Below are 14828 nucleotides of genomic sequence, written 5' to 3'. Positions count from 1 at the left end.
CGGCCCTATTATTCAAAGAACACATGCGCTGTTGTTGGTCTTCCGGTTGCGAAGTGGCTGTAGCTGGCGGGTGTAAGGCTTCCTCTGCTTGAAGTCTGTTCTGCTGTTGCTGAGTGGCCGCAAGCTTTTGTCTCAGCGGTTGTAGGGCTCTAGGACTGTTAGGCGAAATCTTCTCCAATTCGGCATCAGTTTCCAAAACAGATGGCCGAAAAATCCCCATGGTGACCAATTGCCGATCCTGCTCAAGCGTGCTCATGGGTTTGCGAGCGAGAGTGTCAGAGTTGTTACGGCGCATCCGCCCTAAATGCCCACGGCAGACAAAACCATCACGAATTTTCTTGTGGTGCTCATGTGATTTCTCCCTTCACAGTCTTTGCCCAATGGAACGCAACGCTACGACAGAGGGGAAAGCTCGTCTAGCGCCGCTCATGCAGTTCAATCTGCGCTGAAGTGGCGTGAAGAGCGTCCGATCGGTTGCAATAGCGCCGGCGTTTCGTCGGAGCATTACTTCCAATGGTAATCATCCGTACTCTCGCTCAAGGCTGGGCCCGTCGGCGAGACATCGGTCACATCGAAAAATGGTTGCGACCGACGCCCGGTATCGCCCAACGCCGGGAAGGCGTCCTCAGTCGGACGCTTCCATGTCTAAACGTGCTGTTCTTTCTCGTTGTTGGTGATCCGCTCCCCGATGGCGCCCGCGAAAAGCAGGTCATACAACACTGGGATCAACCCTAATGTAACTAAGGTGCCGAGTGCCAAACCACCAATTAGCGTGATCGCCATGCCTGTCCACAAAGGGCCGGCAAACATCATCAACGGGATCAGTCCGACAATGCAGGTCAGTTTGGTCATCAAGATAGGCCTTAGCCGTTCTACTGCTGCCGTCAGGACAGCATCGTGACGGGATTGGCCTTCGGCGACACCCACCTCGATTCGCTCAAGCAGCAGGACCGCGTTATTCACAATGATCCCTGCCAAGGACAGCAATCCAAATGTGGCCATAAATCCAAATGGATAGCCGGTCACTACCAAGGCCAGCGCGGCGCCAATCAGTACAAAAGGGATGCTGGCAACGATGATCAGCAGTTTTCGGAACGAGTTGAATTGCCAGACGAACAGTAACAACATCGACAATACGGCAACTGGCATATATTGCACTAACGACTCATTGGCCTCTGCGGATTCCTCCATCTCCCCGCCAATTTCAATATGATATCCAGGTGGAAGTTTAAACTCTGCCACCTTAGGTGCAATCTGCGCGACTAGGGTCGCCGCCGTCAGCTCAGGATTGCGGCCTGAGATGGTAATGGTCCGGTTTAAATTGCGACGCTGAATCGCAGAGGGCTCTGAACTGAGCGTCACCTGCGCTATAGCCGCCAGCGGAACCGGCGAGCCGTTCGCTTGCGGATAGATCAATGTACTACCCACGTCTTCAGCTTGGTCACGCTCAGTCATCGACCCACGCAGCATGATTGGCACGGTCGTGTCATCGTCATGGATCTGAGACACCTGTGCGCCTGAGTATCGAGTCTGCAGCGCTTGAGCGACATCGGCGCTGGTCACGCCCGCGCGTCGGGCGCGTACCTGGTCAACCACCACTTCGTAACCTGAGATTCGAGCATCCCAATCGTCCTGCACGTTGACCGTGCCTGGCAGACCATGCAAAGCCTTAGCTATATGATTGGCCGCTGCACGTAATACGGTCTCGTCCGGTCCGCTGACGCGATAGACCGCCTTTCCAGATTCGGTGGTGCCCAAGGAAAATCGCTTTGGCTCAGCACGCACTTGCGGGTACGCCGCAAGCATATGGTTGCGCACACGAGCGATCACCGCATCCATGTCACTGCCTTGGCGCACACTGATGGTGAAGTAGCCTGCGTTCGTCGCAGGCAGCGGTGGATTTAATCCCAGTACGATGCGTGGGCCACCGTCTGAGACGTAGCCGATGCTGTCGACAATTTCTGGATTTTCCTGGTCATTCGCTAGCCAGTTGCTGATGTCCTTGACGGTCTGCAGTGTCTGACGAGAATCGGTACCGGGTTCTAGCGTCAATGGCATCTGAAATTGCAGCCGATCTGATTCAGGCAAAAAACTGTAGGGGAGGGACGCGAGTACCGCAACGGCTCCAGTCAGCATAACCAGCATCACGGCAATGAACATCAGTTTATGGAGCATGAGCGCTTGGATAACGCGCCGATAGCCCCGATACAGTTTTGAATCGTAGGCTGCCTGATTATTGTCTGCTGGGGCGTGCGCCTTGGCAAAGTAAAGGCATAACAAGGGTGTCACCGTCAGGCTCAATACCCACGACCCCAGCAGCGTTACAGCGAGCACTATCGGAAGTGATCTCAAGTACTCATTTGTGCTGGTCTGACCTAGGAAAAAAGGTGAAAACGCCAACACAATAACCAACGATGAAGTCAACAGTGGAATCGCTAGCGTCCGCCCTGCCTCTATGCAAGCAGAGCGACGTTCCTCTCCGGCCTGAAGACGTCGTTCGATGTCTTCGGCAATCACAATGCCATTATCCACCAGAAGTCCCAGGGCGATGATGATCGCTGCGATGGACACCGTTTGCAGTTCGACCTTCAGCGCGCTCATGACAATTAATGACCCGAGAATAGTTAGCGGCACGATTGCCCCCACCACAAGCCCGGTGCGCCAGCCCAGAAACAACATCACTACAGCCATCACGATAATGACCGTCTCGGCCATCACGCTATTCATCTTGCCCATTTCACGCTCAACCACGTCGGCCTGGAAGGTCACGACGTGTTGGGAAAAACCGGCCGGTAGTTGTTTGGCGATTTCGTTCAATCGTTGCCGTAATTGGAGGCCGAAAGCTGCGATGTTCTGCCCGGATGCCATCGAAACGGCAAGTACGACGGCCGGTTGCCCCTCATAAATTGCCGCCGTTTCCGGCGGATCGGCTGGCATCAAACGAACGTCTGCCAATTCACCCAACGCCACAACTGTTGTGTCATTGCCCCTCGGTGCGGAGATTAGAAAGCGACGCAGGTCGTCCAGAGTTCGCATCTCACCGGTTGTCATCACGGTGAAAGCCGATCCGGAAACAGAGGGCAGTCCTCCAGGTGTCACAACGTTTTGAGTACGCAGTTGTTCCAGTACGGCGTTGGGACTCAGCCCGAGGCCAGCCAAGCGCTGGCGGTCAAATTCGAGGTAGATGCGTTCTTCTTGCAAGCCGTATATAGAGACACGTTCAACGCCTGGCAACGCGTAGAGCTGCTCACGAGTATTTTTAAGTTGCTCGCGTATTTCGCTCATGCTGAAGCCGGGCGCGGTAACTGCGACGGATGCCACGGCCACGCGGCCGAAATCATCATCGACAAACGGTCCCAGGCTGCCCTGCGGGTATCCTGCCGCTGCCTCGCTCGCCTTAGCGCGTACACGCTGCCATAGCGCACTAAGGTCTTTGACCTGGTCGTATGCCGTGATCTGAATCATCGCGCTTCCGGGGCGCACGGTTGTGATGATCTTTTTTATGCCCGCCAGTTCGCGTAACTTTTCTTCGGTCGGTCTGGCTAGCAAATTTTCTATGCGTTCTGCCGGCATACCCGGAAAGTAAATTGCAACGAGCGCGTCACGAATGGTGATCGTTGGCTCCTCTTGGGAGGGAAACCGCAGAAACGTTAATACCCCGCCTATCAAAATCAGGAGTGCGGTAAATAAGGTCAGCCGGCTCGCGCCGAGTGCGCTTCGAGTCAGGTTCATAAGGCTTTGTCCCGGCCGATGTGTGTGGCGGGTTGATACAGACGTACCGCCTGCCCATCAACCAGGAATGCGGCGCCTGCAACCACGACGGTTTCGCCGACGGCAAGGCCGTCACGTACGAGTACTCGACCGTTTTCCACCGTTTCGGGGGTGATCTCGCGACGGCTGACTTTGGCGGTGGCTGCATCGTACACAAAGACACTTGCTTGTTTGCTCTGTGTTTGTGGGATAAGTGCCGTAACCGGCACAGAAGGCGCATGCGCTTGCGCTATTGGTAACGTAATTAGCACCGTCTCGCCACTGCGAAGTTCGCTGCTTGGTTCGACTGGACGGAAGATGGCTTGTACCAGCGCGCCATTTTCCAGGCGACTGGACAGGCTTTCCAATCGGATGGAGACGTCTTGCGCAGGGTTTGCGTTTGTATAGGCCGATGCGACATCCCCTGGCTTAAGTTTAGTAACCAACGCGGCAGGAAGCATGCCGACGACTTCAGCCTTCTCGGCGCCCTCAATCTGAAGCACGCTTTGTCCTGCTGTCACATCTACGAAGGGTTGAACTGAACGAGCGACGATGCGTCCATTAAATGGCGACACAATGGCGCTGGTGCGCACGGCTCGACTGGCCAGCGCTTCTGTTGCCTTTGCGCTGTCCAACTGCTCGTTGGCACTCAGGTAGGCTGCACGAGCAGCGGCGAGGGTCGCGGGTGAGATCACGCGATCATCAAACAATGCTTGCTGCTGGCGAAAATTCAGATCTCGTTCGGCTTTTTGCGCTTTGGCGGCGCTCACATCCGCACGGGCCTGTTGTAGTTTGAGTTGTGCAGGCTCTGGATCCAGCCGTGCGAGTGTTTGGCCTCGCCGAACCGTATCGCCGACATCCACGGCGATGGAAGCTATACGGCCTGAACCTTCAAAGCTCAGATCAGCGCGTTGTTCAATCCGGACCCGGCCCGTGATAGGAAGGCGATTGCCCTCGCTATCACGCACGGTTTCAACCTTCACAGAACGGGGCGGGGTTTGTGGGGGCGGCGTTGAACGGCCGCACCCTGCAATTAGACTTAACATCATTATTAACGGTACAAGAGGCGCGCGAGGGGCATGGATCACGACATGTATTCCCGATGTTTGATAGTTGAGCGACCGCCGTCTAGCAGGGTCAGAACGTATAACTGATGGAGGTAACGGCGCTCAGCGCGCCTTTGCGTTCGATCAGAGGGCTGTCCTCAACTTTTCCGCCCAATTCCGATGCGGTTACCAGCACATACGTTGACCAGTTTTCGTCAAATTTATGAGTCCAGTTCGCGTTCAGAGCGTACTGATTCAGGCCGCCTCCAGGAGTAAATGCGGTAAACCTCGATTGCTGAGATTGCTGACCAGTTACGCCGAAATAGGCCTGGTTGTAGCGATGATCGGCAGCTCGGACGTCAAGCCCAAGCACAATGATGTCTCTTGACTGGTTCAACACCGTCGCTTCGAGTCCGGCGCGATAGCGCGTGCCCCTTTCTCCGCCATCCAGCGCAAATTCGGCTTCGCCATTGACCGAGAGCCACGGCGTCAATTGCTGACTTAGATACAGAATACTAGTTGCTGTGCTGTCGACCTCGCCCATGCCTGAGAGTCGGTTAGCCCCAGGTCTAAAGTCGTTATTGCGATCATCCCTGCCAGCGTCGTAGAAAAAGGACTGACTGATGTAGAAGCCTGAAGGCGACTGCCATTGCAAGCCTAGCCCTCGATAGGTATCAACAAAAAAAATGCCGCGGCTTAGCGAGAGAACCGGAACCGGTACACTCCGGTAATCCTTTGAGCCCATGTAGCGGGGCCCACCAGCAACACCGACACCGACGCTGGCTTGAGTATCGCCACCAAAGATGCTGTCGGTGATTGAAGCTGTTTCAGCCTGCGCCTGAAGAGCCAGGGGCAAGGACATCACCGAACCGTAGAACACTTGGGCAACAGAGCGTCGTAATGCGTATGCAGAAAGTTTTTTCATGATTTTTTTCCTAACGTTGCTGGAGCGTTCATGCTTACGCCATAGAAGGCGTGGAAAAGGGCGATACGATTGAGGGCTAAGTCCCGTTGCGCGAAAATACCGTCGATGCGGGTTTGGTGGAGCCGCAGGCGTGCCGACAACAGCCGCGGTTGGTCCTCCCATCCTGCGTCGAAGCGCGCAGTCGCTCGCCGAACACGTTCATCCTCTGTGATCCCCAGTCCACGCTCGCTGCGCACTCGTTCAATCAGCGCGTTGCGGGCTGTGAGCACATCGGATACTTCTCGGAACGCTGATTGCACGGTTCTTTCGTAGTCGGCCACAGCCGCCTGTTTACGTAGCTGTGCCAGATCGAGATTGGCGCTGTTACGGCCATGATTGAAAATGGGCAGCGTGATTTGAGGAATGAAGGTCCAAACGCGGCCACCTGCATCGAATAGGTTTCCCAAACCATCGCTGGCAGTACCCAATGAGGTACTCAACGTAACTGATGGAAAGAACGCGGCTCTGGCCGCACCGATGTCAGCATTTGAGGCCCGTAGTTGCTCCTCCGCCTGAAGGATGTCGGGACGTTCCAGCAGCACCTCAGAGGGCAACGAATTCAGCCAGTCGAGCGACTCATTTGGGTTGGCCAATTCCTCGACCTTTCCCGCGGGGGAGGCGCCAGCGTAGCCAGTCAGCAACTGCAGCGCATGTCGTGCGGCGGCCGCGTCGGTTTGAGCCTGCTGCATTCTTGCGTGTGAGTGTTCGGTGTCGCTGCGTTGCAGGTTCACTTCATCTTCAGATAACGTCCCAACGTCTCGTTGGCGTTCGGCGAGATTGAGCAGGGTCAGCGTATCGAGATATGCGTTTTGCAGTTGTTGCGCTTGAGCCGCAGCTGCGCGATCAATAACATAGGCACGTAGAACTTCTGAAATCAGAGCACCGCGAAACGCGTGTTGTCCTTGAGCACTGGCCATATACCGATGCCTGGATGCGTCGGAAAGACTGCGAACCCGGCCGAAGAAATCCAGCTCGAAATCCGATGTGCCGATGGTCGCAGCGCTCAATTTCTGCCCGTAGCGAGCGTCGAGGCTGGGATCATTGAATTTCTGCCGGAAGCGTTGGACTGAGGCATTCACGCTGGGTAACTGCTGTGCACGATCAATTCGATTTAGCGCGCGTGCTTGTTCGACCTGGAGCGTCGCGACTTTAAAGTCACGATTGTTAGCCAAAGCACGTTCGACGAGCGGGACAAGATCATCGCTTGTCGAAAACGCCGTAAGAAAAAGGCGTTCCTGGCTAGAGAGCGGTTCCGATCTTCCTTCCGGAACCTTGGAGGTGGGAACCGTCGAGCTGTCAAACCGTGCTGGAATCGGTGCTTCAGGTCGCTGGTACGTTGGTGCCAGTGAACAAGCAGATAGACTGATGACTACAGGGAGCAGCACCCCGAATACCAGTGTCCCACTGCGTCGGAAGAAACCGGTCTGATTCTCTGTTGGTAAGAAAGTAGCCATCAACTCAACCATTCGCTGTTATCTTGGAGTGAGATGGTGGCAGCAGACTTTCAAGAATCGTTGCGGAAATTATCAAGGTTTTATTAAGAGGCTCGCATGGTAGGTAAAAGAATACTGGTGGTTGAGGACGACGCCTTGAGTGCAAGTACGCTTGAGGCCTACCTTCGCCGAGACGGTTTTGAAGTAGCTATTGCTGAAGACGGTCTTCGGGGTGTTGAAATGCACGCACGCTGGAAACCGGATCTGGTGTTGCTGGATGTCATGTTGCCCAAGTTGAGCGGCACAGAAGTTCTTTCCGCTATTCGCCGTTTGGGTGACACGCCGGTCATTATGGTGACCGCAATCGGTGATGAGCCTGATAAGTTAGGCGCACTTCGCTATGGGGCGGATGACTACATAGTCAAGCCTTACAATCCGAAAGAAGTTGTCGCCAGAGTGGTCGCTGTACTACGCCGAACAGATTCCAGTCGTCTTATATCAAAAGATCAGCTACGCGATGGTGCGCTGTTGGTGGATCTTCAAACATTTACCGCGCATGTTGAAGGTCTGGAACAGGGCAGTGTTGTGTTGGACCTTACGCCTACGGAATTTAATATATTGGCGACGTTGCTGAGAGCTCCCTTCAAAGCATTTACCCGTGGTGAACTGTTGGAGGCGTGCTTACCAGAGAGCGGAGCTTTAGATCGAGTCATCGACGCGCATATCCATAATCTTCGTCGTAAGCTGGAGGCCAATGGTATCGCCAATGTTTTGGTTACCGTACGCGCCGTCGGCTACCGGTTCCGGGGGACGCAGTGAAATTACCATTTTCGCGTAAACATCGCTCTACACTCTGGTATTGGGTCTGCTTGCGGATGAGTGCACTCGCGCTTGGTGTCATCCTCAGTATTGCCTTTGGTATGTGGCTGCGATTTGCAATTTGGGATTACAACACGACCCAGCAAATTCCTGCGTCGGTGAGACCGGAACTCGAAGAGCTTCGCGCAGATCCGCATCATAATGAGGCTCGCTTATGGGAGCTATTCCAGCGTTATTACGATGTACGTGACTTCCTCCCCGGTATCGCGAGCCGTGATTGGCTGTGGCTAGCCTCATTTGTCATGATTTCAATTCCCGTTGTTATTTTGGGCGGATTACTGGCCTCTCGCCCGCTATCTCGGCAGTTTTCGGATGTGGCCCGTGCCGCTCGAAAGGTGGCGCAGGGCGATTTTTCGGTGCGTGCGCTGAGCGTCCCTGGCGCCCCCGCTGAAATCATAAAGCTGGCGAAAGACTTCAATAGAATGACTGCCAAGCTCGAGCAATATGAGCGTGAGATTCGGGTATCCAGTGCTGTACTTGCCCATGAGTTAAGAACACCCCTTAATGCGGCGGCTGGGCGTGTGCAAGGGATGTTGGATGAGGTCTTCCCCAGTGATCCGCAACAGTTGATGCTGGTCAAGGGCCAACTTGATCAGTTGAATCGGCTGGTGGGTGACCTGCATCTATTATCTTTGGCCCGGGCGGGCCAGTTAGCGATGGAGAAAAGTCTGTTTTCGGTGAACGCATTGGTGTCGGAGCGACTTGAGTGGGCCGCACCTCAGCTTGCTGTGGCTAATGTTGTCATCCAGATCGAGGTTGGGCCTGAGTTAATGTTGCTGGCTGACAGAGATCGGCTTGGCCAGGTCCTTTCCATTTTGATCGATAATTTGATCTGCTACGCCGCACCGGGTAAGTCCGTAGAAATAAAGGCCAGTCAATGTGAAAGTGCGCTTCACCTGATTGTTGCCGATCGTGGACCTGGGGTGGAGGATGACCAGTTGACGCGTATATTCGACCGTTTTTGGCGAGCGGAAAGTTCTCGCGCCCGTCCTTTGGGAGGGACTGGGTTGGGCTTGTCAATTGCTTCCGCTATTTGCGACGCTCACGGCGGTTCTATCAGCGCATACAACCGTGAAGGGGGTGGGCTAGCCATTCGTATGTCAATTCCCTATGGCTGATTCAGGAGGTTGAGCATGTGGTTGACTCACTGCTCGGATCAGCGATTAATCAAGCAACAGTAGTGTGCCAATTGCAAGCTTGAGACTGCTTAACCCTCCTGCTCAGTGAGTTGAGGCTTTGACGGGTGTAAGCGCGACGTCTCGGATGCGTCCCGACAGCGTTGAAGGCGGGTAGCAGGATTCTCGGTCCTTGGCCCGCCAAACGTACTCGAAGCGGCGAAATCAGGATCCGATTAACGTCTGTGTAACATCTTGATCAAATCTTGATATTTTCCAAACCGTTTATTGAAAAACAGGGTGTAGCCTTGTTCCGAGTGCTTATTGGTGTGCCGGCGTGGTTTATGTTGGTGTGCACTTATTATTCAAGTCAGTGAGCATGTCTAAGTCCGCTTTCTGCGTTTGCGTATTAGTCGAATTGACTGCCGGAACAACGTTTAGGAACACTCTTATGCATCAGTGTGATGACTGGATTATCTGTGAGCACTGCGATTCAGTCTTCGAATCCTTGCCGCTGAAGCCAGGTCAGACATCCATTTGCACGCGTTGCGATGGTGTGCTCCAGCAAGGTTCAGCGCTGACGATTGAACAGTTGTTTGCAATCTCGATAGCCAGCGCGCTTTTGTTCGTATTTGCTAATGTTTTTCCCGTAATCGATATAAGTTTTCAGGGTGCGGGGAATCAAGCAACATTGTGGTCATCCGTATGGGCACTTGCACGAGGAGATATTACGCCAATTGCCTTCGTAGCAGGTGTATGCATCATACTAGCCCCAGGGCTGCAAATTGGTCTCTTGTGCTGGTTGCTTGGATTTGCCTACCAGGGTAGGCGTGCACCGGGGTTTATGGGGTGTATGCGGCTTTTAGTGAAGTTGAAGCCCTGGAGCATGCTGGAAGTATGTCTACTCGGTATTTTGGTCGCCATCATTAAACTAAGTGGGCTGTTAGATGTGCGCCCAGGTATGGGGCTGGTTGCATTAGTATTACTCTGCGTTGTCAGCATCATTGTCACCAGCAAAAGTATGCAGCGGCTATGGGATGAGGCAAAGGACGTATGACGATTCAACGTCCGCCAATTGCTTCAGAGTTGCAACTGGTTCTCTGTCACACCTGTAAGAAGGCAAGTTCCAGTGATGCAGTAATTTGTTCGCGCTGTGGCGCGACATTGCATAGACGCAAACCCAATAGCCTTGTTAGAACCTGGTCGCTTCTTCTGACGGGCTTGCTATTTTATCTCCCCGCCAATTTATTGCCGGTGATGCGCACCGATATTGTCGGTAATGGCCGCGAGAGTACGATCATGAGTGGTGTGCTCGAACTTTGGAAGGGCGGGGCATGGGACATCGCGGCGCTCATTTTTATAGCCAGTGTTGTAGTGCCCTGTATGAAGTTTCTGATTATGTTCCTGTTACTGATGAGCACCCAGCGACGTAGCCAATGGCGCACCTTGGAGCGCGCTCGTCTCTATCGCGTCGTAGAGCGCATTGGCTACTGGTCGATGCTTGACGTGCTGGTCGTCGCTGTGCTTGCCGCACTGGTGCAGTTTGAATTGCTGAGCAATATCGAGCCACGAATCGGGATTGTTTTTTTCGGCCTTGTCGTGGTCTTCACCATGCTGGCCTCTATGAGTTTCGATCCCCGTCTTATGTGGGATGCTGAGGTTGAAGATGTCTGATCAGTTTAATGTCAAAACTCAACGAAAGCCTGAAGCGCCGGGTGTAAAGGATCGAAGTAAGGGGGTCTCGTTGGTTTGGTTACTACCCATAGTGGCGGCATTAATTGGCTTATCAATGGCGGCTCACAGCATCCTGTCAAAGGGGCCTGAAATAAAAGTCACCTTTCTCAGTGCTGAAGGCTTGGTCGCTGGAAAAACACAGGTCAAATACAAAAACGTTGTCATCGGGCAAGTATCCGACATTACCTTGAGCGATGATCGCGACCACGCGGTGGCGACTGTCCAGTTAGAGCACGCCGCCAAGGCCTTTACAGCTCAGGATTCACGCTTTTGGGTGGTTCGCCCTCGAATCGGTGCGCAAGGTATTTCAGGCGTGGATACGCTTTTTTCGGGCGCCTTCATCGGAGCTGACCCTGGTGAGTCCCCTGAAACCAGAATCGTTTTTAAGGGTTTGGAAAGTCCACCGCCAATTACCTATGGGCAGAAAGGCAAGCGCTACACATTGAGTGCAGATGACCTTGGCTCACTGGACGTTGGTTCGCCTGTCTATTACCGTCGCATCGAAGTTGGGCAGGTCGTTTCATATCAGTTGTCTGCCGACGGTAAGGGCGTAGAAATCGAGATTTTCGTGAATGCTCCCAATGATGACTTTATCACCACAGGCACTCGTTTCTGGAACGCCAGCGGTGTGGACGTCACCTTTGGAGCGGATGGGCTGAAGGTTGATACTCAGTCAGTCGCCTCGATTGTGTCGGGCGGCATTGCGTTTATGGAACCGCCCTATGGGAATGATGCGAAGGCAGCAGACGAACGCGGCGCGTTTCCACTCTTTAAAGATCAGGCAACAGCTTTGGCACCGCCTGATGGTGAGCCGTTCTTCATTCGTATGCATTTTGATCAGTCAATGCGCGGCTTGGCGATAAATGCGCCTGTGGAGTTTCTAGGGGTAAATATCGGCAAGGTGGTGTCAACCGATTTGGACTTCAACCGTTCGACTAATAACTTTGCAGTCGTGGTCGGTGCGGTCATTTATCCCCAGCGCTTGGGCCAGGCCTATGAGCAAATACTGACGGCCTATGATGCTGGTCATGATGAAGACGGTAAGAAATCAGCCCAGTTGATATCGATCTTTGTCAAAGAGGGGCTGCGCGCTCAGGTCAAAACGGCAAATTTGCTGACGGGCCAGCTTTATGTCTCTTTTGATTTCGTCCCTCATGCTCAATCGGTACCTTTTAACCTTGCGGCCAGACCTATGGAAATGCCTACGATCCCCGGGAGTTTAGACAAGTTGCAGGATCAGGTGCAGCGTATCGTGGAAAAATTGAGCAAAATTCCAGTCGAACGCATTGCGGATAACCTCAATGCCAACTTGGTCGAGATGCGTAAGACCTTGCAGCAAGTTAACGGGCAAGTCCTGCCGCAAATGCGGGATGCTTTGGGGCAGACTCAAAAGACACTGTCGGTAGTCAATGAAAGTTTTGCTGAAGACTCTCCACAGCGCCAGCAATTTGGCCAAGTTATGGATGAGGTTCAGCGCTCCGCTCGATCAGTGCGGGTACTCAGTGATCTCTTGAGCCGACACCCCGAAGCGCTGATTCGCGGCCGAGTAAAGGAAGGTCAACCCGATGGCTTTCGTCCGAGCACGTCTGCCTCATCAGCTCAACCGGCGGAGTCTGCCAAGTGAACATACGTTTCTGTTGGTCCGTGGCGTTTCTGGCACTGGCTGCTTGCAGTTCTGCGCCCACGCGCTATTACACCTTGGTTCCTGCTACAGATTCCGTCAACGCCAACGCCGCCGTGCCATTTCAATATTCACTTACGACGGTCAATGTTCCCGTTCAGGTTGATCAGCCTCAGATCGTTGTTCGTCAAGGCGAAAGCAGTATGCAGATACTTGAAACTGAGCGCTGGGCCGCGCCCTTGGCAGATGAAGTGAGAGCGGCGTTGAGGCATGAGTTAAGGCTACAAATGGGCCGCGTCGACGGAGCAGGGCTTGCACGCGAGCCTGGCTTGCCCCATGTTTCTCTCCAGGTTGACGTACGTCGTTTTGAGTCGGTTCCAGGTCGGTACTCATTGATTGAGGCTGCTTGGAGCCTAAGACGCACCGGGACTGATGGTGCTCATCGAAGCCTGACCTGCAGCTCAGTGATGCGTCAGGACGCCGGTACTGGAATAGAGGCCTTAGTGCTGGCTCACCAACGAATAGTTAAAGAACTCGGCAGTCGTATCGTGGGTTCGGCGACACATTGGATGGCGGACTCGAATGCTGGTTGTCAAACCAATGCCTCTCTAGCAGCTCTGGCTGGGGCAAACTAATACTTAGGGAGTTAAGAGGTAACCTGATGAAAAAGTGGATTTGGCTTTTTGCAGCCATAGGGCTCGAAGTGGTGGCGACGCTCTCACTTCGAGCCGCTATGGATAACCCTCAATGGTTCGTTGTGGTCGTCTGCGGGTACGTGGGCGCCTTCGTATCGCTCTCGATGGTTCTTCGTAAGGGCATGGCTATTGGCGTGGCCTACGGTATTTGGGCTGCTTGTGGCGTTGCGCTTACAGCGGTCATGGCACACGTTATTTTCGATGATTCCCTGAGTTGGATCATGGGCCTGGGGATTGCTTGCATCATTGCCGGCGTGTGGTTGGTCGAAATGGGCGCAGGTGCGGCGCATGGGAAAGTGGAGCAAACACTATGAGTTGGTTCTATTTGATCGGCGCGATTTTGTTTGAAGTCAGCGGAACACTATCCATGCGTGCTTCGGATGGTTTTCGCCGCAAAATCTGGATTTTGCCCGTTGCGGCATCCTACTTGGTTGCCTTTTCGCTGCTTAGCTTAACCCTCGCTGAGGGGGTGAGTATTGGGGTGGCCTACGGTGTCTGGTCTGCAAGCGGCGTCGCACTGACGGCAATTGTTGCAAAGCTACTTTTCAAGGATCCACTGACCAAATTAATGGGGTTAGGGATTATCTTCATCGTCGGCGGAGTGTTGTTAATCGAACTAGGGGCGCAGCACGCCAGCTGAATGACCTGAACAGGCTGTTAGTTCTAATAATGGAGAGTGTCATGGCGCGGCATTGCTCTCCTAAGACCGATTTATAGAGTCATCCCTATTTTCTAATAGGTGGGGCTGATATAGCACTCACTCATAATGCTGGCTACGAGCAGGTATTCATATGAAAAAAATCATCTTGGGTGCGCTTGCACTCTTACCTCTATCTTTTGGTGCTCAAGCGATTGAGTTGTCTTCGGCTATTGGATCGACCAGTCAGGGTGGCTTAACTGCTCGCGCAGGCGTGGGAGTAAATTGGGATCAGTCTTGGCTGCAAAGTTCGACAGGTAAACTGACAGGGTATTGGGATTACGGTTATACCTACTGGGAATCAGGTAAAAAAGCCGGGGCACGACACTCGCTCTCTTTTGCTCCCGTTTTTGTTTATGAGTTCGGCTCTTCCAATATTAAGCCTTTTATAGAATTGGGAGTGGGGGTTTCGGTTTTTTCCGGCAGTAGTGCAGGCGACAGAGAGTTTGGATCTGCTTTCAATTTTGAAGATCGTTTAGGTGTAGGTTTGAAGATTGGCGACACGCAACGCGTGGGTGCTCGAGTGATTCATTACTCAAACGCAGGCATTAAAGAGCCGAATGATGGGATCGAATCATTTTCACTCTTTTATAGCCACGCTCTTTAGCAATAGGCCAAGGGCCAGTGGGTGTTGAGCTTACTTGTTGATGGCAGGGACGCACCTTGAGCTAATCTAGAGCTATCTTACCGGTCGCTTAATTTTGCTATTTTGTTAGATGACTTATGCATATTCAGTCGTTCAGAAAGTGCTCAAGCATAAATATGCTTAGGGAAACTCTGAAAAAGACTTTCTGATTTGGCAAAATACCGCGACCCCACCCACCGAGTTTCCCGATGAAGCAGATGACCTTCGCCGACGCCGAGTACGCTGGCAAGCGCAAGCAAACCCGCAAG

13 protein-coding genes are annotated in these 14828 nt (G+C 53.4%); 9 read left to right on the top strand and 4 right to left on the bottom strand.

Features of this window, described 5'->3' with window-relative positions; translation table 11 throughout:
- Positions 1–645: 645 nt before the first annotated feature.
- From MF6394_RS13255 to MF6394_RS13240, 4 genes are all read right to left on the bottom strand, one after another.
- Positions 646–3732: an efflux RND transporter permease subunit gene (locus MF6394_RS13255; protein ID WP_070413658.1), complete on the bottom strand. Its 3087-nt coding sequence runs from the start codon at positions 3730–3732 to the stop codon at positions 646–648.
- Positions 3729–4796 (bottom strand): efflux RND transporter periplasmic adaptor subunit, encoded by a 1068-nt coding sequence (locus MF6394_RS13250; protein WP_256670895.1) that lies wholly within the window; start codon positions 4794–4796, stop codon positions 3729–3731. Before MF6394_RS13250 ends, MF6394_RS13255 begins: the two co-directional genes overlap by 4 nt.
- 91 nt (positions 4797–4887) lie before the next feature.
- On the bottom strand, positions 4888–5721 hold the full coding sequence (locus MF6394_RS13245; protein ID WP_070413656.1) for a MipA/OmpV family protein: 834 nt from the start codon (positions 5719–5721) through the stop codon (positions 4888–4890).
- Positions 5718–7226, bottom strand: coding sequence for an efflux transporter outer membrane subunit (locus MF6394_RS13240; protein ID WP_197432295.1), 1509 nt, complete (start codon positions 7224–7226; stop codon positions 5718–5720). The genes MF6394_RS13245 and MF6394_RS13240 overlap by 4 nt, the downstream gene beginning before the upstream one ends.
- A gap of 84 nt (positions 7227–7310) precedes the next feature.
- On the opposite strand from MF6394_RS13240, the gene MF6394_RS13235 reads away from it, so the two are divergent.
- From MF6394_RS13235 to MF6394_RS13195, 9 genes are all read left to right on the top strand, one after another.
- Entirely contained in the window at positions 7311–8012 is a 702-nt protein-coding gene (locus MF6394_RS13235; RefSeq protein WP_054895811.1) for a response regulator, read from the top strand.
- A 56-nt stretch (positions 8013–8068) separates the two neighbouring features.
- Complete coding sequence (locus MF6394_RS13230) at positions 8069–9190, top strand: sensor histidine kinase (protein WP_078466821.1); 1122 nt, start codon at positions 8069–8071, stop codon at positions 9188–9190.
- Positions 9191–9638: 448 nt separating this feature from the next.
- Positions 9639–10244: a paraquat-inducible protein A gene (locus MF6394_RS13225; protein WP_070413550.1), complete on the top strand. Its 606-nt coding sequence runs from the start codon at positions 9639–9641 to the stop codon at positions 10242–10244.
- Complete coding sequence (locus tag MF6394_RS13220) at positions 10241–10861, top strand: paraquat-inducible protein A (protein ID WP_054895808.1); 621 nt, start codon at positions 10241–10243, stop codon at positions 10859–10861. The genes MF6394_RS13225 and MF6394_RS13220 overlap by 4 nt, the downstream gene beginning before the upstream one ends.
- On the top strand, positions 10854–12545 hold the full coding sequence (locus MF6394_RS13215) for a PqiB family protein (RefSeq protein WP_070413650.1): 1692 nt from the start codon (positions 10854–10856) through the stop codon (positions 12543–12545). Before MF6394_RS13220 ends, MF6394_RS13215 begins: the two co-directional genes overlap by 8 nt.
- A complete protein-coding gene (locus tag MF6394_RS13210; RefSeq protein ID WP_070413551.1) occupies positions 12542–13177 on the top strand; it encodes a PqiC family protein in 636 nt (211 codons plus the stop codon). The genes MF6394_RS13215 and MF6394_RS13210 overlap by 4 nt, the downstream gene beginning before the upstream one ends.
- A gap of 26 nt (positions 13178–13203) precedes the next feature.
- Positions 13204–13551 (top strand): DMT family transporter, encoded by a 348-nt coding sequence (locus tag MF6394_RS13205; RefSeq protein ID WP_070413552.1) that lies wholly within the window; start codon positions 13204–13206, stop codon positions 13549–13551.
- Complete coding sequence (locus tag MF6394_RS13200) at positions 13548–13877, top strand: DMT family transporter (protein ID WP_054895806.1); 330 nt, start codon at positions 13548–13550, stop codon at positions 13875–13877. The genes MF6394_RS13205 and MF6394_RS13200 overlap by 4 nt, the downstream gene beginning before the upstream one ends.
- A 151-nt stretch (positions 13878–14028) precedes the next feature.
- Positions 14029–14541 carry an acyloxyacyl hydrolase gene (locus MF6394_RS13195; RefSeq protein ID WP_078466820.1) on the top strand — a complete coding sequence of 171 codons (513 nt, stop codon included), beginning with the start codon at positions 14029–14031 and terminating at the stop codon, positions 14539–14541.
- Positions 14542–14828: the final 287 nt, after the last annotated feature.

Origin of the sequence: Pseudomonas sp. MF6394 (genome assembly GCF_002018845.1) — a bacterium.
GTDB classification, from domain to species: domain Bacteria; phylum Pseudomonadota; class Gammaproteobacteria; order Pseudomonadales; family Pseudomonadaceae; genus Aquipseudomonas; species Aquipseudomonas lactis.
This window is presented reverse-complemented; position numbering and strand designations above follow the sequence as displayed.